Source organism: Dietzia kunjamensis (assembly GCF_045689975.1).
GTDB classification, from domain to species: Bacteria; Actinomycetota; Actinomycetes; order Mycobacteriales; family Mycobacteriaceae; genus Dietzia; species Dietzia kunjamensis.
The window spans coordinates 2,428,354-2,446,874 of sequence record NZ_CP143297.1 but is presented as its reverse complement, the minus strand read 5'-3'; the positions used below and the strand labels follow the sequence as shown (position 1 = coordinate 2,446,874).

At 69.2% G+C, this 18,521-nt stretch carries 14 protein-coding genes; 13 read left to right on the top strand and 1 reads right to left on the bottom strand.

From position 1 onward, the window contains the following. The first annotated feature begins 3 nt into the window (after positions 1-3). From VZF99_RS11415 to VZF99_RS11360, 12 genes are all read left to right on the top strand, one after another. Entirely contained in the window at positions 4-666 is a 663-nt protein-coding gene (locus tag VZF99_RS11415) for a hypothetical protein (protein WP_317468707.1), read from the top strand. 19 nt (positions 667-685) lie between these two features. After that, the gene (locus VZF99_RS11410) at positions 686-1,372 is read left to right on the top strand and encodes a hypothetical protein (RefSeq protein ID WP_185950685.1); all 687 of its coding nucleotides are present in this window, start codon (positions 686-688) and stop codon (positions 1,370-1,372) included. Positions 1,373-1,807: 435 nt separating this feature from the next. Then, positions 1,808-5,314, top strand: a complete 3,507-nt coding sequence (locus VZF99_RS11405; RefSeq protein WP_259820892.1) for a DNA-directed RNA polymerase subunit beta — start codon at positions 1,808-1,810, stop codon at positions 5,312-5,314. Positions 5,315-5,438: 124 nt separating this feature from the next. Further along, the gene (locus VZF99_RS11400; protein WP_096907033.1) at positions 5,439-9,398 is read left to right on the top strand and encodes a DNA-directed RNA polymerase subunit beta'; all 3,960 of its coding nucleotides are present in this window, start codon (positions 5,439-5,441) and stop codon (positions 9,396-9,398) included. 200 nt (positions 9,399-9,598) lie between these two features. After that, positions 9,599-10,972 carry a glycosyltransferase gene (locus tag VZF99_RS11395; RefSeq protein ID WP_185950683.1) on the top strand — a complete coding sequence of 458 codons (1,374 nt, stop codon included), beginning with the start codon at positions 9,599-9,601 and terminating at the stop codon, positions 10,970-10,972. Further along, on the top strand, positions 10,966-11,685 hold the full coding sequence (locus tag VZF99_RS11390) for a class I SAM-dependent methyltransferase (RefSeq protein WP_119192178.1): 720 nt from the start codon (positions 10,966-10,968) through the stop codon (positions 11,683-11,685). Before VZF99_RS11395 ends, VZF99_RS11390 begins: the two co-directional genes overlap by 7 nt. A gap of 6 nt (positions 11,686-11,691) precedes the next feature. After that, entirely contained in the window at positions 11,692-12,822 is a 1,131-nt protein-coding gene (locus tag VZF99_RS11385) for a prenyltransferase (RefSeq protein ID WP_120284118.1), read from the top strand. A gap of 79 nt (positions 12,823-12,901) precedes the next feature. Next, positions 12,902-13,759, top strand: coding sequence for an LLM class F420-dependent oxidoreductase (locus tag VZF99_RS11380; RefSeq protein WP_069389557.1), 858 nt, complete (start codon positions 12,902-12,904; stop codon positions 13,757-13,759). Positions 13,760-13,818: 59 nt separating this feature from the next. After that, on the top strand, positions 13,819-14,712 hold the full coding sequence (locus VZF99_RS11375) for an SDR family NAD(P)-dependent oxidoreductase (RefSeq protein ID WP_185950682.1): 894 nt from the start codon (positions 13,819-13,821) through the stop codon (positions 14,710-14,712). Next, the gene (locus VZF99_RS11370; protein WP_407334801.1) at positions 14,709-15,755 is read left to right on the top strand and encodes a pirin family protein; all 1,047 of its coding nucleotides are present in this window, start codon (positions 14,709-14,711) and stop codon (positions 15,753-15,755) included. Before VZF99_RS11375 ends, VZF99_RS11370 begins: the two co-directional genes overlap by 4 nt. Before the next feature lie 13 nt (positions 15,756-15,768). Further along, positions 15,769-16,122: a GNAT family N-acetyltransferase gene (locus VZF99_RS11365; protein WP_154830624.1), complete on the top strand. Its 354-nt coding sequence runs from the start codon at positions 15,769-15,771 to the stop codon at positions 16,120-16,122. A gap of 1 nt (position 16,123) precedes the next feature. Continuing rightward, the gene (locus VZF99_RS11360) at positions 16,124-16,579 is read left to right on the top strand and encodes a carboxymuconolactone decarboxylase family protein (protein ID WP_407334800.1); all 456 of its coding nucleotides are present in this window, start codon (positions 16,124-16,126) and stop codon (positions 16,577-16,579) included. Positions 16,580-16,632: 53 nt separating this feature from the next. Here the strand turns inward: VZF99_RS11360 and VZF99_RS11355 are convergent, their stop codons facing one another. Beyond that, a complete protein-coding gene (locus tag VZF99_RS11355; RefSeq protein ID WP_069389572.1) occupies positions 16,633-17,049 on the bottom strand; it encodes a YccF domain-containing protein in 417 nt (138 codons plus the stop codon). A 55-nt stretch (positions 17,050-17,104) separates the two neighbouring features. Between VZF99_RS11355 and VZF99_RS11350 the strand changes: the two genes are divergently transcribed. Continuing rightward, a complete protein-coding gene (locus VZF99_RS11350) occupies positions 17,105-18,502 on the top strand; it encodes a sigma 54-interacting transcriptional regulator (RefSeq protein ID WP_407334799.1) in 1,398 nt (465 codons plus the stop codon). Positions 18,503-18,521: the final 19 nt, after the last annotated feature.

Sequence of the window (18,521 nt, the reverse complement as noted above, 5' to 3'; positions counted from 1 at the left end):
GCCATGAGTTCGCAGGGAACGGAGGGGGGCGCGCGCCGCCCCGCGGGGACTGGGACCGTGCCGAGATGGCTGGTGGTCCTCGCGGCGATCATCCTCGTGGCGGGGCTGGCGATGTTGGGGGTGTTCGGGGTGCGGTACGCCCAGGCGCGGTCGGCACAGGAGGTGGCGTCCGAGCGCGAGGCGGCCGCCGACGTCGCCGCCCAGGTGATCATCAACGCGTTCAGCTTCGACCACCGGAACGTCGACGATTCGCTGGAGCAGCTGGCAGAGGCCTCGACCGGCGAGTTCCTCACCGAGCAGGAGCAATGGGCCGACGATGTGCGGACGCGCGTGGTGGAGCAGAAGGCGGTCACCACGGCCACGGTCTCGCACACCGCTGTCGAGACCCTGGACCTCGAGGCCGGCGACGCCGCCGTCCTGGTGGTGTTCACCGCCCACTCCGAGCGGGAGGGCCAGGATGACATCACCGGCCGTCAGGCGATGCGCGTGGACCTGACGCGAGAGGACGGCACCTGGAAGGCCGATGCGGTCAACCAGGTGGGCGTGACGGTCCCGGTGGGCGGGTCCAGCCGGTCCGTGCAGGAGCTCAACACGCCGGAGGAGCAGGACGCCCCGGCCACCGAGGAGGAGTCGACCCCCGCGCCGACCACCTCCGCCGGACGATGACGAAGGATGACAGTCGCTGATGCCACCGATCAAGAGGACACAGAAGTCGGTCACTCCGGCGCCGCGTCGACGGCTGGCCGGCCACGCCGGACAGGCCCGACCCGAGGGCGGGAACGCCGCGGGCCCCACGACGTGGGACGAACGAGACGACGACGAGGTGGGCGGCACCGGAACCGGGGCGGGTCGCGGGGAGCGGCGCGCCGGCCGTCGGCCCGGTGGTCGGACGATCGCGTACTCCGCCATCGCGGTGGGGCTGGTCGCCGGAGCCGTCGGCGTGTTCCTGGCGACGGAACCCGGCGTCGACGTGGACAACCGGGCGTTCGTCGACCGAGGGGCCACCGAGGAGGTCCTCTCGGCAGCGACGACCAACGTCCAGCGGCTCGTGGCGATCGATCACGAGACCCTCGACGAGTATCACGACTCCCTGGGGGAATTCCTCACCCCGAAGCTCGTCAACGAGTTGGACGAGAACTGGCCCGCGTTGCGTGACAGCTACGAGCAGTCCGCGACGAGCGTCGACGCAGAGGTCCGCGAGGCCGGTCTCGCCTACCTGCAGGGCGACAAGGCCGAGGTGTTGCTGGTCCAGGATGTGTCGATGACCAGGGACGGCGCGGCTGCGGGAAGTACCAGCGGCACCTATCTCGTCGGTCTGGACAGGATCGACGGCGTGTGGAAACTGTCGAGGATCCCGGATCTGCCCTCCTGACGAGGACTGGTCGGGAACCGATCCGGCAACCGACCGTGCCAGATCCTTGACGAAAGTGCTTTCACCCGTCACCCTTTAGGGGCATCGGGCGAGTGCCGTAAAGGTTGAGTGCGACACGGTCCGGGTGCGACGTCCCGACCGGGGGCCGATGAGGCGAGAGCCACGAGGGCAACCAGCGCAGAGACGGACGCCGCACCACGCACGTGACCAGCCTCCGGGGGACACTCCGTTGAAGGCTGGACTTTGTCGCCGCCTTCCGCTAGATTAGGTCGTTGCGCTGGCTGCTATTTGCCCTCCCGTCCGTCCGTGACGGCTCACTCCCGGTTCCGCCGGGTGCTTTCCGAGCCCTCGATATCGCGGCGGACCTGGGTGGATACCCGTCGGCGGACCGCTCGCAGATACATCTGTGGTCACCGCCCGTGGTGATCACGTGAGGTGCTGGAAGGACCCATCTTGGCAGTCTCCCGCCAGACCACGTCAGTCTCCACCGTTCCCGGTGCGCCCCGGAGGGTTTCGTTCGCGAAACTCTCCGAGCCGTTGCCGGTCCCGGGGCTGCTCGACCTCCAGACGGAGTCGTTCGAGTGGTTCATCGGCTCGGAGGAGTGGCAAGAGAGGGCCGCCTCGCGCGGTACCACGAACCTCGAGGGAGGCCTGGAGTCCATCCTCAAGGAGATCTCCCCGATCGAGGACTTCTCCGGATCGATGTCGCTCTCGTTCTCGGAGCCCTACTTCGAAGAGGTCAAGGCGTCCCTCGAGGACTGCCGCGAAAAGGATCGCACCTACGAGGCGCCCCTGTTCGTCACGGCCGAGTTCGAGAACACCGAGACCGGTGAGATCAAGTCCCAGACGGTCTTCATGGGTGATTTCCCCATGATGACCGACAAGGGCACGTTCATCATCAACGGCACCGAGCGGGTCGTCGTCTCCCAGCTCGTCCGGTCGCCGGGCGTGTACTTCGATCGCTCGCGCGACAAGTCCACGGAGAGGGACGTCCACTCCGTCAAGGTCATCCCGTCGCGTGGCGCGTGGCTCGAGTTCGACGTCGACAAGCGCGACACCGTCGGCGTCCGCATCGACCGCAAGCGTCGCCAGTCGGTCACCGTCCTGCTCAAGGCCCTCGGGTGGACGACCACCGAGATCAAGGAGCGTTACGGCTTCTCGGAGATCATGATGTCCACGCTCGAGAAGGACACGGTCGAGGACACCGACCAGGCCCTGCTCGAGATCTACCGCAAGCTGCGCCCGGGTGAGCCGCCGACCCGCGAGTCCGCGGAGGCGCTCCTGGAGAACCTGTTCTTCAAGGAGAAGCGCTACGACCTGGCCCGCGTCGGTCGTTACAAGGTCAACCGCAAGCTCGGTCTGCCCGACCCCGAGGGTGACGCCACCACGACGCTCACCCGCGAGGACATCGCCGCCACCATCGAGTACCTCGTGCGCCTCCACGCGGGCGACGACGCGATGCAGGTGGAGGGTGGCCGCGAGGTGCCGGTCGAGGTCGACGACATCGACCACTTCGGCAACCGTCGTCTGCGTACCGTCGGCGAGCTCATCCAGAACCAGGTCCGCGTCGGCCTGTCCCGCATGGAGCGTGTCGTCCGCGAGCGCATGACCACGCAGGACTCCGAGGCGATCACCCCGCAGTCGCTGATCAACATCCGGCCCATCACGGCGGCGCTCAAGGAGTTCTTCGGAACCTCCCAGATGTCGCAGTTCATGGACCAGAACAACCCGCTGTCGGGTCTGACCCACAAGCGTCGTCTGTCCGCGCTGGGCCCCGGTGGTCTGTCGCGTGAGCGCGCCGGGCTCGAGGTCCGCGACGTGCACGCCTCGCACTACGGCCGCATGTGCCCGATCGAGACCCCCGAGGGTCCGAACATCGGTCTGATCGGTTCGCTCTCGGTGTACGCGCGGGTCAACCCGTTCGGTTTCATCGAGACCCCGTACCGCCGCGTCTACGAGGGCGTCGTCACCGATCAGGTGGACTACCTCACCGCCGACGAGGAGGACCGCTACGTCGTCGCGCAGGCCAACTCGGAGATCGACGCCGACGGCCGCTTCGTCGAGGACCGCATCCTCGTGCGCAAGAAGCACGGTGACGTCGAGATGGTCGAGCCGGGCGATGTCGACTACATGGACGTCTCGCCGCGGCAGATGGTCTCCGTGGCCACCGCGATGATCCCGTTCCTCGAGCACGATGACGCCAACCGTGCCCTGATGGGCGCGAACATGCAGCGGCAGTCCGTGCCGCTCGTGCGTTCCGAGGCGCCGCTCGTCGGCACCGGCATGGAGCTGCGCGCGGCCGTGGACGCCGGCGACGTGGTCGTCAACACCGCCCCGGGCATGGTGGAGGAGGTCTCGGCCGACTTCATCACCGTGATGGACGACGACGGCGGGCGTCAGACCTACCGCCTGTCGAAGTTCGCGCGCTCGAACCAGGGCACCTGCTCTAACCAGCGTCCGATCGTCGACGAGGGTGACCGCGTCGAGGTCGGCCAGGTCCTGGCCGACGGCCCCTGCACCGAGAACGGCGAGATGGCGCTGGGCAAGAACCTGCTCGTCGCGATCATGCCGTGGGAGGGCCACAACTACGAGGACGCGATCATCCTCTCGCAGCGCCTGGTGGAGGAGGACGTGCTCACGTCCATCCACATCGAGGAGCACGAGATCGACGCCCGCGACACCAAGCTGGGCGCCGAGGAGATCACGCGGGACATCCCCAACGTCTCCGACGAGGTCCTGGCGGACCTCGACGACCGCGGCATCGTGCGCATCGGCGCCGAGGTCCGTGACGGTGACGTCCTCGTCGGCAAGGTCACGCCGAAGGGTGAGACCGAGCTGACCCCGGAGGAGCGCCTGCTGCGCGCCATCTTCGGTGAGAAGGCGCGCGAGGTGCGCGACACCTCGCTCAAGGTGCCCCACGGGGAGTCCGGCAAGGTCATCGGCGTCCGCGTCTTCTCGCGGGATGACGACGACGATCTGCCCCCCGGTGTCAACGAGCTGGTGCGCGTCTACGTCGCGCAGAAGCGCAAGATCCAGGACGGCGACAAGCTCGCCGGCCGCCACGGCAACAAGGGCGTCATCGGTAAGATCCTCCCCGCCGAGGACATGCCGTTCATGCCCGACGGCACGCCGGTGGACATCATCCTCAACACACACGGCGTCCCGCGTCGTATGAACATCGGTCAGATCATGGAGACCCACCTCGGCTGGCTGGCCAAGGCCGGCTGGGAGGTCCCGCGTGAGGCGGACGGCTCCCTGCCCGACTGGGCGACCAAGCTGCCGGAGGAGATCCACAGCGTCGAGGCCGGCACCAACACGGCCACGCCCGTCTTCGACGGCGCGGCGGACACGGAGATCACCGGTCTGCTCGGCTGCACCCTGCCGAACCGTGACGGCGAGCGCATGGTGCAGGCCGACGGCAAGGCGACCCTCTTCGACGGTCGCTCCGGCGAGCCCTTCCCGTACCCGGTGTCCGTGGGCTACATGTACATCCTCAAGTTGCACCACCTCGTGGATGACAAGATCCACGCGCGTTCGACCGGTCCGTACTCGATGATCACCCAGCAGCCGCTCGGCGGTAAGGCCCAGTTCGGTGGCCAGCGATTCGGTGAGATGGAGTGCTGGGCGATGCAGGCCTACGGCGCGGCGTACACGCTGCAGGAGCTGCTGACGATCAAGTCCGACGACGTCGTGGGCCGCGTGAAGGTCTACGAGGCGATCGTCAAGGGCGAGAACATCCCGGAGCCGGGTATCCCGGAGTCCTTCAAGGTGCTTCTCAAGGAGCTGCAGTCGCTGTGCCTCAACGTGGAGGTGCTCTCCAGCGACGGCCAGGCCGTCTCCCTGGGTGAGGGCGACGACGACGATCTCGACCGCACCGCCGCGAACCTGGGGATCAACCTCTCGCGCGACGAGTCCTCGGCGGCCGACGAGCTGGCGCAGTAAGTAGGCGGGCGGGCGGCAGCCCTGTCGCCCGCCCCGCACCCGAAGAATTCAGTTCCACCACGGCGGGCCCCCGGCCCCACCCCGCGAGGGCCCGCCATCATCCCACCCGGGAAAGGACGCCTACGTGCAGGACGTCAACTACTTCGACGAGCTGGTCATCAGCCTCGCGACGGCCGAGGACATCCGTAACTGGTCCTACGGCGAGGTCAAGAAGCCGGAGACCATCAACTACCGCACCCTCAAGCCGGAGAAGGAGGGCCTGTTCTGCGAGAAGATCTTCGGCCCCACCCGGGACTGGGAGTGCTACTGCGGCAAGTACAAGCGCGTGCGCTTCAAGGGGATCATCTGTGAGCGCTGCGGCGTCGAGGTGACCCGTGCCAAGGTCCGCCGCGAGCGCATGGGCCACATCGAGCTGGCCGCGCCCGTCACCCACATCTGGTACTTCAAGGGCGTCCCGTCGCGCCTGGGTTACCTGCTGGACCTGGCGCCCAAGGACCTCGACAAGATCATCTACTTCGCCGCCTACGTCATCACCGGCGTCGACACCGAGCTGCGTCACAACGAGCTCAGCACCCTCGAGGCCCAGGTCCTCGAGGAGCGCAAGATCATCGAGGACGAGCGGGACTCCGACATCGAGGCCCGCGCACGGAAGCTCGAAGCCGATCTCGCCGAGCTCGAGGCCGAGGGTGCCAAGGCCGACCAGCGCCGCAAGGTGAAGGACGGCGGCGAGAAGGAGATGAAGAAGATCCGCGAGTCGGCCCAGCGCGAGCTGGACCGTCTCGACGAGATCTGGACCACCTTCACCAAGCTCGACGTCAACCAGATCATCGTCGACGAGGGCATCTACCGCGAACTCGAGGACCGCTTCGGCGAGTACTTCGAGGGCGGCATGGGCGCCGAGGCGATCCAGGCGCTGCTGCTGAACTTCGACCTGGCCGCCGAGGCCGAGTCGCTGCGGGAGATCATCCGCAACGGCAAGGGTCAGAAGAAGATCCGCGCCCTGAAGCGCCTCAAGGTCGTCTCCGCGTTCCTGCAGTCGGGCAACCACCCGGCCGCGATGGTCCTCGGGGCCGTCCCGGTGATCCCACCGGAGCTGCGTCCGATGGTCCAGCTCGACGGTGGCCGCTTCGCCACCTCGGACCTCAACGACCTCTACCGTCGGGTGATCAACCGCAACAACCGCCTCAAGCGGCTGATGGATCTCGGCGCCCCCGAGATCATCGTCAACAACGAGAAGCGGATGCTGCAGGAGTCCGTCGACGCGCTGTTCGACAACGGCCGGCGTGGCCGGCCCGTCACGGGCCCGGGCAACCGCCCGCTCAAGTCGCTCTCGGATCTGCTCAAGGGCAAGCAGGGCCGGTTCCGTCAGAACCTGCTCGGCAAGCGCGTCGACTACTCCGGTCGTTCCGTGATCGTCGTGGGCCCACAGCTGCAGCTGCACCAGTGTGGTCTGCCCAAGCTGATGGCGCTCGAGCTGTTCAAGCCCTTCGTCATGAAGCGTCTGGTGGACCTCAACCACGCGCAGAACATCAAGTCCGCCAAGCGCATGGTCGAGCGTCAGCGCGACCAGGTGTGGGACGTGCTCGAAGAGGTCATCGCCGAACACCCGGTGATGCTCAACCGTGCGCCCACGCTGCACCGCCTCGGCATCCAGGCGTTCGAGCCGCAGCTCGTCGAGGGCAAGGCCATCCAGCTGCACCCGCTCGTGTGTGAGGCCTTCAACGCCGACTTCGACGGTGACCAGATGGCCGTGCACCTCCCGCTGTCCGCGGAGGCGCAGGCCGAGGCGCGCATCCTCATGCTCGCCTCGAACAACATCCTGTCGCCGGCGTCGGGTCGTCCGCTCGCCATGCCGCGTCTGGACATGGTGACCGGCCTGTACTACCTCACCCGTCTGGACGAGGGTGCGACCGGCTCGTACGTCCCGGCCTCCGAGGACACCCCCGCCGTGGGCGTGTACTCGACGCCGTCGGAGGCCATCATGGCCGTCGACCTCGGCGTGCTGGACATCCACGCCCCGATCCAGGTCCGACTGACGCACCAGCGTCCGTCGGCCGACGTCGAGGCCGAGCAGTTCCCCGAGGGCTGGACGCAGGGCCAGGAGTGGCTGACCGTGACCACCCTCGGTCGCGTGATGTTCAACGAACTGCTCCCGGCGGACTACCCGTTCGTCAACGAGCAGATGCCCAAGAAGCGTCAGGCCGTCATCATCAACGACCTGGCCGAGCGCTACCCGATGATCGTCGTGGCGCAGACGGTGGACAAGCTCAAGGACACCGGTTTCTACTGGGCCACCCGCTCGGGTGTCACCATCGCCATGTCCGACGTACTGGTCCCGCCAGCCAAAAAGGAGATCCTCGCCTCGTACGACGCGAAGGCCGCGCGCCTGGAGTCGCAGTACGACCTCGGCAAGATCACCGACGAGGAGCGCAAGTCGGACCTGGTCAAGCTCTGGCAGGAGGCCACCGACGAGATCGGTCAGGCCATGGAGGAGAACTACCCGGACTCCAACCCGATCCCGACGATCGTGAAGTCGGGCGCGGCGGGCAACATGACCCAGATCCGCTCGCTCGCGGGCATGAAGGGTCTGGTGACGCGTCCGAACGGCGAGTTCATCCCGCAGCCGATCAAGTCCTCGTTCCGCGAGGGCCTGACCGTGCTCGAGTACTTCATGAACACGCACGGCGCCCGTAAGGGTCTGGCCGACACCGCCCTGCGTACCGCCGACTCGGGTTACCTCACCCGTCGTCTCGTCGACGTCTCGCAGGACGTCATCGTGCGCGAGACCGACTGTGGGACGTCGAAGGGTGTCGAGACGACCATCGCCCGCCCGGTGATGGACGTCCACGGCAGCCCGACCGGGTCCCTCGAGCGCGACGAGCACGTCGAGACCTCGACGTTCGCCCGGACGCTCGCGGAGGACGCGCTCGACGCCGACGGCAACGTGATCGTCGCCGCGGGCACCGACCTCGGTGACCCGAACATCGAGGCGCTGATCGTCGCCGGCATCGAGAAGGTCAAGGTCCGGTCGGTCCTCACCTGCACCACCGGTACCGGCGTCTGTGCGACCTGCTACGGCCGCTCGATGGCCACCGGTCTCCTGGTGGACATCGGCGAGGCCGTCGGCATCGTCGCCGCCCAGTCGATCGGTGAGCCGGGCACCCAGCTGACGATGCGTACCTTCCACCAGGGTGGCGTCGGTGACGACATCACCGGCGGTCTCCCGCGCGTGCAGGAGCTCTTCGAGGCTCGTGTTCCGAAGGGCAAGGCGCCGATCGCCGAGGAGGCGGGCCGGATCCGTCTCGAGGAGGAGGAGCGCTTCTACACGATCACGATCGTGCCGGACAACGGTGCGGACGAGATCGTCTACGAGAAGCTGTCGAAGCGCCAAGGCCTGGCCCATATCGAGCTGGAGGACGGCTCCTCCCGCCCGATCGCGGACGGCGATCACCTCGAGCGCGGGCAGGCCCTCCTCGAGGGCCCGGCCGATCCGCACGAGGTGCTGGCCATCCTCGGCCCCAACGGTGTCCAGAAGTTCCTCGTCGACGAGGTGCAGAAGGTCTACCGTGCGCAGGGTGTGTCGATCCACGACAAGCACCTCGAGGTCATCGTCCGTCAGATGATGCGTCGAGTCGCGATCAACGACTCGAACAGCACCGAGTTCCTGCCCGGTGCGCTCGTGGAGCGTGCCGAGCTCACGGCGGAGAACCGCCGCGTGCTCACCGAGGGCGGCTCGCCGGCCTCGGCGCGTCCGGTCCTCATGGGCATCACCAAGGCCTCGCTGGCCACGGACTCGTGGCTCTCGGCTGCCTCCTTCCAGGAGACCACCCGCGTGCTCACCGACGCCGCCATCAACAAGCGGTCGGACAAGCTCGTGGGCCTCAAGGAGAACGTCATCATCGGTAAGCTCATCCCGGCGGGTACCGGTATCAACCGCTACCGGAACTCGACGGTCGAGCCCACCGAGGAGGCCCGCGCTGCCGCGTACTCCATCCCGGACTACGGCGATGGTTTCTACGGTCCCGAGGACGGGTTCGGGGACGCCACCGGCGCCTCGGTCCGCCTGGACGACCTGGGCTACTGAGCAGGCCCCACGGCGACGAACCGACCGTGGAGTGACACCGACACCGGACCCCCGAGCGCCTCTCGCGCCGGGGGTCCGGTGCGTTCGTCCGGCCGTGTGTGGGACCGGGGCGAACGTGTTCTAGACTTTCCCGATGTGCCCGTCGCGGCCCGCGACACTCGCCGACGGCGGGCCGACGACCATGAAGGAGGCGATCGACGGTGCGGATCGCGCTGCTCTCGTACCGGAGCAAGCCGCACGGCGGGGGCCAGGGCGTCTACGTCCGTCACCTCAGCCGCGAGTTGGCGGCACTCGGACACACGGTCGAGGTGTTCTCCGGTCAGCCCTACCCGGAACTCGACCCGGGCCCCACGCTCACCGAGGTCCCGAGTCTGGACCTCTACAACGACGCGAACCCGTTCCGTACCCCGCACCCGCGGGAGATCCGCGACCTCATCGACGTGCTCGAGGTGGTCACCATGTGGACCGCCGGGTTCCCGGAGCCGCGGACGTTCAGCATGCGGGCCGCGCGCACACTCCGGGAGCGTCTGGACGACTTCGACGTGGTGCACGACAACCAGTGCCTGGGATCCGGCCTGCTGGACCTGGAGAAGGCGGGTTTCCCCGTCGTGGCCACGGTGCACCACCCCATCACGCGGGATCGCGCGCTGGCCATGAAGGAGGCCCCGCTGCGCAAGAAGATCACGACGTGGCGCTGGTTCGGGTTCCTGGGCATGCAGATGCGGGTCTCCCGCAAGCTGCAGGAGATCATCACGGTCTCCAGCAACTCCGCCGATGACATCGCCACCGACTTCGGCGTGGACCCGGACCGCATCGTCACGATCCCGCTGGGCGTGGACACCGACCGGTTCCACCATCGTCGCGTGCGCGAGCCCGGCCGCCTGGTCTGCGTGGCCAGTGCCGATCAGCCGCTCAAGGGGGTGCCGGTCCTGTTGCGCGCGCTGGCCAGGGTCCGCGAAGAGCACCCGGGCGTGCGCCTGACGCTGGTGTCCAAGCTCAAGCGCAAGGGTGAGGCCGCGAGGCTGCTCGACAAGCTGGGCCTGCGGGACGCGGTGGACCTGGTGTCCGGGGTCGACGACGGCGAGCTCGCCGATCTCGTCGGGTCGGCCGAGATCGCGGTCGTTCCGAGCATGTACGAGGGTTTCTCCCTGCCGGCGGTGGAGGCCATGTCCAGCGGCTGCGCTCTCGTCGCGACGCGTGCCGGCGCGCTGCCGGAGGTCGTCGGCACGGACGACTCGGCGGCCCGCCTGGTCGAGCCGGGCGACGTCGACGCGCTGGCCCGTGAGATCAGCGCGCTGCTGTCCGACCCGGCCGAGCGGCAACGCCTCTCTCAGGGCGGCCGTGCACGAGTCATGGAGCGTTACAGCTGGGCCGCCGTCGCCCGCCGGACCGTCGAGGTCTACGAGGCGGCGATCGCCCGGGTCCGCGGCGACGCGCTGCCGGACCTGACGGCCGGGCCGGTCCTCGGGCCGGATCAGACCGAGATCGACGAGCACGTCACCGATGACGTGCCCGAGGTGCTCCCGGAGTCCGGTGAGTACACCATCCGTGAGCAGGAGGACGCCGCATGCTGACCGCTGATTTCGACCGTCTCGGGGTCACCCCCGGTATGCGAGCCATCGACGTGGGGGCCGGCCTCGGTCGTCACACCTTCGAGCTCTACCGGCGTGGCGCGGACGTCACGGCGTTCGACCAGAACGCCGACGAGATGCAGCAGGTCTCCGACATGCTCGCCGCCATGGAGGCCGAGGGCGAGGGGCTGCCCACCTCGAAGGGGGAGGCCGTCACCGGGGACGCGCTCAACATGCCGTACGAGGACGCGACCTTCGATCTGGTGCTCATCTCCGAGGTGCTCGAGCACGTCCCGGAGGACACCAAGGCCATCGCCGAACTGGTGCGGATCCTCAAGCCGGGCGGCGTCGCCGCGGTGACCGTGCCGCGTGAGTGGCCGGAGAAGCTCTGCTGGAAGCTGTCCGACGCCTACCACTCCAACCCGGGTGGGCACTGCCGGATCTACACCGCCGAGGAGTTGGGGTTCAAGCTCCGCGCGGCGGGCCTGGAGGTCACCGGCACCGGGTTCGCCCACGCGCTGCACGCCCCGTACTGGTGGCTCAAGTGCGCGGTGGGCACGGAGAACGACGACCACCCGTTGCCGAAGGCGTACCACAAGCTGCTCGTATGGGACCTGATGAAGGGGCCCTGGATCACCCGCACCGCCGAGAAGGTGCTCAACCCGGTGATGGGCAAGTCCATCGTGTTCTACCTGCGTAAGCCCGTGGAGGCCTGATCGTCCGTGCAGACGCCCAACACCGGAGTCACCAGCCAACGTCCGGTCCCCGCCGTGCCCGGGGTCCTCGACGCCGACGCGGTCCGCGCCACCGGCGAGTGGCTCGCCTCCGTCCAGAAACCCAACGGTGAGATCCCGTGGTTCACCGGCGGTCACACCGACCCCTGGGATCACGTGGAATCGGCAATGGGCCTGTCCGTCGCGGGTCAGTGGGAGGCCGCCGAGAGGGCGTACGGGTTCCTCCGGGACACCCAGCGGGGCGACGGGTCGTGGCCGATGAAGTGGCAGGACGACCACGTCGCCGACGGTGACATCGACTCCAACTTCTGCGCGTACGTCGCGGTGGGCGTGTGGCACCACCACCTGGTGAGCGCCAGGCCCGGGTTCCTCGAGTCGATGTGGCCGACGGTGCGCCGGGCACTCGACCTGGTGCTGACCTTCCAGGGTCCCGAGGGGCAGATGTGGTGGGGCGCCGGACCCGAGGGCTTCTGCGAGGAGGCGCTGGTCACCGGCTCGTCCAGCATCCACCACGCGCTGCGCTGCGGCGTCGCGATCGCCGAGGAGCTCGGCGGGAGCGCGCCGGACTGGGACGCCGCCGCCGACCGGCTGGGCCATGCGCTGCGCGCCCACCCCGAGCTCTTCACACCCAAGGACGAGTTCTCCATGGACTGGTACTACCCGGTCCTGGCCGGTGTGATGGTGGGGGACCAGGCACAGGCGCGGCTCGACTCCCGGTGGGACGACTTCGTGGTGGACGGCCTGGGCATCCGCTGCGTCGACCACCGGCCGTGGGTCACCGGGGCCGAGACGTGCGAGCTGGTCCTCGCCCTGGAGGCGGCCGGGCGACACGAGCAGGCGCTCGCGCAGTTCACCAACATGCAGCACCTGCGGGACACCGACGGCTCCTACTGGACCGGACTCGTCTTCGCCGACGGCAAGCGGTGGCCGGTCGAGCTGAGCACATGGACCGCGGCCGTCATGTTGCTGGCGGCGGACGCCCTATCTCGCACCACCCCGGGCAACGAGATCTTCCGCTACGTCTCGCACCACACCATGCAGCGTCTGCAGTCCCAGCCGGGGGATCCGGCCGACTGCGTGGCGGGCGAGGTCTGCCCACCCGCCGCAGTCGTGCGCTAGTCTGTGGCGACACCGCCGCTGGACACCTGTCTGATCAGGTGTCAGGCGGCGGGTCGACGCTGCGCACGAGGGAGAACGCATGGAATTCGGACTGACCCTGTTCACCAGTGACCGGGGCATCCGGCCGACCACGGCCGCCGTGGCCGCCGAGCGGGCCGGGTTCTCCGCGTTCTACGTTCCCGAGCACACGCACATCCCGGTGCGGCGCGAGGCCGCGCACCCGGGTACCGGCGGCGCCGAGCTCCCCGATGAGCGGTACAGCCGCACCCTGGACCCGTGGGTCGCCCTCGGCGCCGCCGCGGCGGTCACGTCGACCATCCGTCTCGGGACCGCCGTGTCCATCCCGGTGGAGAGCGACCCCGTCACGTTGGCCAAGACCATCGCGTCGGTCGACCACCTCTCCGACGGGCGCACCGTGCTCGGCGTGGGGTACGGCTGGAATCTGGACGAGATGGCCGACCACAACGTGCCGCCGAAGCGTCGGCGCACCATGCTCCGCGAGTACCTCGAGGCCATGCGGGAGCTGTGGACGCACGACGAGGCCGAGTACCACGGAGAGTTCGTGGACTTCGGCCCCAGCTGGGCCTGGCCCAAGACCGCCCGTACTCCCGGCCCGCTCACCCTCGTGGGAGCGGCCGGCACCGAGAAGAACCTCAGGTGGATCTGCCGCAGCGCCGACGGCTGGATGACCACCCCGATCTCCCAGGACATCGCCGGCAGCGTACGGACGCTGCGGGAACTGTGGGCCGAGGCAGGTCGGGAGGGCGAGCCCTACATCGTGGTCCTCGACGGGAAACCGGATCACGAGAAGATCGACGCCTACCGCGAGCTCGGCGTCCACGAGCTCGTCTACGGAACCCCGGATCGGACCGAGGACGAGGTCCTGGCCTACATCGACCGCCTCGCCGGCAAACTCGGCCTCAACGCCCTGGTCTGAGGCGGGCGGGGCCACCTGGACAGCCCCACCGGGACTCCGCACGCCGGTACCGTCAGGGTATGGACACCAGCGCGCCCGCCGCCCCCGTCGTCGTCGTCACCGGAGCCGGGGGCGGCCTCGGGGCGGCCACCACCGCGCTCTACGCCTCGCGGGGCTGGCACGTCGTGGCCGTCGACCTCCAGGCACCGCCCGGCGGTGACCGCATCACGTCCCACGCCGCGGACGTCACCGACTCCGCCTCGCTCACCGCCCTGGCCGACCGGGTCCGACGCGAGCACGGCCGCCTCGACGCGCTCGTCACGTTCGCGGGCGTCCTCGGGATCGGGCCGCTGGCCGAGACCGATCCGGACCGGGTGCAGCAGGTCCTGGACGTCAACGTCATGGGCACCGTGCGCACCGTCCACGCCCTGTGGGACCTCCTCCGGGAGACCCGCGGGAGGGTGGTGCTCATCAGCTCCGAGACCGGCCCCCAGCACGGCATGCCGATGAACGGCGCCTACGCCATGAGCAAGCACGCGATCGAGGCCTACGGTGACGCGCTGCGGCGCGAGCTGATGTTCCTCGGCCTGGACGTCGTGCTCGTCCAACCGGGTCCGTTCCGCACCGGGATGACCGCCTCGATCCGGCGACGCTTCCAGGAATCGACCGCCCCCGGTTCGCCGTTCGCCGCGATGGCCGCGGTGATGGGGGAGATGGCCGCCGGTGAGGACGACAAGGCCACCGACCCGTCCGTCCTCGCCGAGGCGGTGTGGACCGCCGGTACCACCGCGCGCCCCCGCCGCCGCTACGCCGTGCGATGGGACCTCGGCCGACGTCTCCTCGACCACCTGCCGGTGGCGGTCGTGGACAAGGCGCTCGTCCTGGCGCTGGGCGGGAAGATCAACGCCAAGAAGCTGGAGCTGCGCCGCGAGGCCGTCGACGCCCGCGCCGAGATGAGCGAGGTCGTCGAATGAGCAACCTCGACCCCGACCCGCCCGAGATCGAGTGCGAGGCCGGCGGTGCGCCGGGCGGGCCCCGTTCGGCAGAGGCGCAGCCCGGCGGGGCCGTCGTGGAGATCATCACCTCCCGCGAGGTGCCCCTGGGCGGGCCGCGGGCGATGACGGTCCGCCGGACGCTGCCGCAGCGCCAGCGCTCGCTCATCGGCGCCTTCTGCTTTGTCGACCACTACGGACCGGATGACGTCTCGGCCACCGGCGGCATGGACGTGCCCTCGCATCCGCACACCGGCCTGCAGACCGTGAGCTGGCTCTTCGAGGGCAGCGTCACCCATCACGACTCCGGGGACAACCATGCGGTGGTGCGCCCGGGGGAGGTCAACCTCATGACCTCCGGCGCCGGTATTTGCCACACCGAGGTCTCGACCCAGGACACCACCGTTCTGCACGGCGTGCAGCTGTGGACCGTGCTACCCGAGGACCACCGCGAGAGCAGCGGCCGCAGGTTCGACCACCACGTGCCCGACCCGGTCGGGTTCGCCGGCGGATCGGCGCGGGTCTTCATGGGGTCGCTGCTGGGCTCGTCGTCATCGGTCACCACCTACACCCCCCTCGTGGCCGCGGAGCTCCGGCTCGACCCCGGCGCCGAACTGCGACTGGACGTCGACCCGGATTTCGAGCACGGCCTGCTCGTCGACTCCGGTGATCTGACCCTCGAGGGCGTCGACGTCGAGGTCAGCCATCTCGCGTACACCGGCGTCGGCGAGACCACCCTGACGATCCGCAACACCGGCACCACCGCCGGGCGGGCGGTCCTCATCGGTGGCACCCCGTTCGAGGAGGACATCATCATGTGGTGGAACTTCATCGGCCGGACCCATGACGAGATCGCGGGTTACCGCGAGCAGTGGGAGGCCGGATCGGAGCGCTTCGGACGCGTGGACGGCTACATCGGCCACGACCCGCGGGGGCTGACCCGGCTGCCCGCGCCCACCCTGCCCACCACCACCCTCAAACCGCGGGTCAACCCGGACCCGCGCGCGCAGTCGACCCCGATGTGAGAGGACACCGCAGATGACCGAGTACACCGACAAGACCGGCGCGACCGTGACCGTGGACCGAGCCGACTCCACCGAGGCGTTCGAGGTCCGGGACGCCTCCGGCGAGGTCGCCGGCCACGCCGATTTCCGCGACCACGCCGGCGAGCGCGTCTTCCACCACACCGTGGTCGACGAGCAGTTCGGTGGCCGGGGCATCGGCACCGCACTCGTGCGCGGCGCGGTGGAGGCCACGCGCGAGGAGGGGATCACCATCGTGCCGGTGTGTTCGATGGTGGAGGGTTTCCTCGGCAAGAACGCGGACGAGTTCGCCGGCGCGTACCGGGAGGCCACGGACGCCGACCGGGCGCGATTCGGCGGGGAGGGCTGACATGGGGGTTCCGCAGTTGGACCGCACCCAGCGCGAGGTCTACAAGCGGTTCGTCCGCACCGCCGTCGCCTCGCGGGAGGCCTCCGGCGAGGCCGGGCTGGAGGAGTCGCTGCTCGAACTGGTCAACGTGCGCGTCTCGCAGCTCAACAGCTGCGCGGCCTGCCTGGCCACCCACGTGCCGGCGGCCCGCAAGGCCGGGGTCTCCCAGGACCGGCTCGACCTGCTGCCCGCGTGGCGGGAACTCGACGCCTTCGGTGACCCGGAGAGGGCGGCACTACGACTGGCCGAGACGCTGACCCGGCTGGACGACGCCGAGGAACGTGCCGCCGCGATCGCAGCCGCCGCCGACCACTTCTCCGACGAGCAGCTCTCGGCGCTCGAGTGGACGATCGTGCTGATCAACGCCTTCAACCGGGTGTCGATCGCCAGCCACCACCAGCCGACGCTCGAGGACTGACCCGGCCCGGCCGCGGTGCGGGGGTGCGTGGTCAGCTGGTGGCGACCGGGCGGTCAGCGGGTGGCGACCGGCACCATCGCCGCCCGGTCGGAGCGGACGATCTCCTTGCCGAACGGGAAGCACGTGACCGGGATGAGCTTGAGATTGGCCCACGCCAGGGGCAGGCCGATGATCGTCACCGCCTGCGCTACGGCGGTGGCGACGTGGCCGATCGCCAGCCACAGTCCGGCCACCAGGAACCAGATGACGTTGGCGACCGTGCTCACCCCGCCGGGACGGCCCCGGTCGACGACCTCCCGGCCGAACGGCCACAGCACGTAGGCGGCGATCCGGAAACTCGCGACCCCGAACGGGATCGTGATGATGAGGATGCAGGCGAGGATCCCGGCCAGCACGTAGCCGAGGAACAGCCAGATGCCCGCGGTCAACAGCCAGATGATGTTGAGGACGAGGGTCAGCACTGCACGCATGGTGCCCACCCTATGCCGGAAGCGGAAGTGGCATCGCAGGGCTACGGTGGGCGGTGTGAGCGATAAGCCGAACGTCAAGACTCTCGGCGAGCTGCGCGCCGCCGGATACACCAGCCGCACCCTCCGGGAGGAGCTGCGCGAGAACCTGCTCGCGGCCCTGGCCGCCGGACGCGATCCGTGGCCCGGCATGCACGGCTTCGACACGACGGTGATCCCTCAGGTCGAGCGGGCGATCATCGCCGGCCACGACATCGTCCTCCTCGGCGAACGCGGTCAGGGCAAGACCCGCCTGCTGCGCACGCTCGTCGGATTGTTGGACGAGTGGTCGCCCGTCGTGGCCGGATCCGAGTTGGGTGAGGACCCGCTCGCGCCGATCACCGGACCCACGCGCGAGCGGATCGCCCGTGAGGGGGATGCGCTACCCGTGCAGTGGCGCCACCGTGACGAGCGCTACGTGGAGAAACTGTCCACCCCGGACACCTCCGTCGCCGACATGATCGGCGACGTCGATCCCATGAGGGTGGCCGAGGGCCGCCGACTGGGTGACCCGGAGACCATCCACTACGGGTTGGTGCCGCGCGCGAACCGCGGGATCGTGGCCCTCAACGAGCTGCCCGACCTGGCCGAGCGGATCCAGGTGGCGTTGCTCAACGTCATGGAGGAGCGGGACGTCCAGATCCGAGGCTACGTCCTGCGCCTCCCTTTAGACGTGCTGGTGGTGGCCTCGGCCAACCCGGAGGACTACACCAACCGCGGTCGGATCATCACTCCGCTCAAGGACCGGTTCGGCGCGGAGATACGGACCCACTACCCGCTCGACCTGGCCGACGAGATCGAGGTCGTGCGGCAGGAAGCCGAGCTGACCGCCGAGGTGCCGGACCCGCTGATGGAACTGCTCGCCCGGTTCACGCGCGAGCTGCGCACCTCCGACTCGATCAACCAGGCCTCCGGCGTCTCCGCCCGCTTCGCCATCGCCGGCGCGGAGACCGTCGCGGCGGCGGCCCGTCGGCGGGCGGCCGTGCGGGGCGCCGACGACCCGGGTGAGTCCGTGGCACGGCTCGTCGACGTGGACGCCGCCGTCGAAGTCCTGCGCGGCAAGATCGAGTTCGAGCCCGGCGAGGAGGGGCGCGAGACCGAGATCCTGCGGTACCTGCTGCGCATCGCCACGGTGGACGTCGTCCGCGGACTGTTCCGGGGGATCGACATGACCCCGCTGGTCGACGCGTTCGACGGGTCGGTGACCCTCACGACCGGCGCGAGCGTCACCGCCGCCGAATTCCTCGCAGCCCTGCCCGAGCTGTCCGAACCGGGGCTCTACGACGAGATCGCCGACAGGGTCGGGGCGTCCAACGTCGGCCAGCGGGCCGGCGGGATCGAAATGGCGCTGGAGGGGCTCTACCTCTCACGGCGTCTGTCCAAGGAGACCGGGGACGGCGCCGCCGTCTACGGCTGACACCATCGGCGGCTGCCGA

Bases quoted from the DNA above. Each gene is read 5' to 3' on its own strand.
- VZF99_RS11365 (WP_154830624.1), top strand. From the start codon at position 15,769: ATGACCGAGTACACCGACAAGACCGGCGCGACCGTGACCGTGGACCGA.
- VZF99_RS11370 (WP_407334801.1), top strand. From the start codon at position 14,709: ATGAGCAACCTCGACCCCGACCCGCCCGAGATCGAGTGCGAGGCCGGC.
- VZF99_RS11375 (WP_185950682.1), top strand. From the start codon at position 13,819: ATGGACACCAGCGCGCCCGCCGCCCCCGTCGTCGTCGTCACCGGAGCC.
- VZF99_RS11355 (WP_069389572.1), bottom strand. From the start codon at position 17,049: ATGCGTGCAGTGCTGACCCTCGTCCTCAACATCATCTGGCTGTTGACC.
- VZF99_RS11380 (WP_069389557.1), top strand. From the start codon at position 12,902: ATGGAATTCGGACTGACCCTGTTCACCAGTGACCGGGGCATCCGGCCG.
- VZF99_RS11390 (WP_119192178.1), top strand. From the start codon at position 10,966: ATGCTGACCGCTGATTTCGACCGTCTCGGGGTCACCCCCGGTATGCGA.
- VZF99_RS11360 (WP_407334800.1), top strand. From the start codon at position 16,124: ATGGGGGTTCCGCAGTTGGACCGCACCCAGCGCGAGGTCTACAAGCGG.
- VZF99_RS11410 (WP_185950685.1), top strand. From the start codon at position 686: ATGCCACCGATCAAGAGGACACAGAAGTCGGTCACTCCGGCGCCGCGT.
- VZF99_RS11415 (WP_317468707.1), top strand. From the start codon at position 4: ATGAGTTCGCAGGGAACGGAGGGGGGCGCGCGCCGCCCCGCGGGGACT.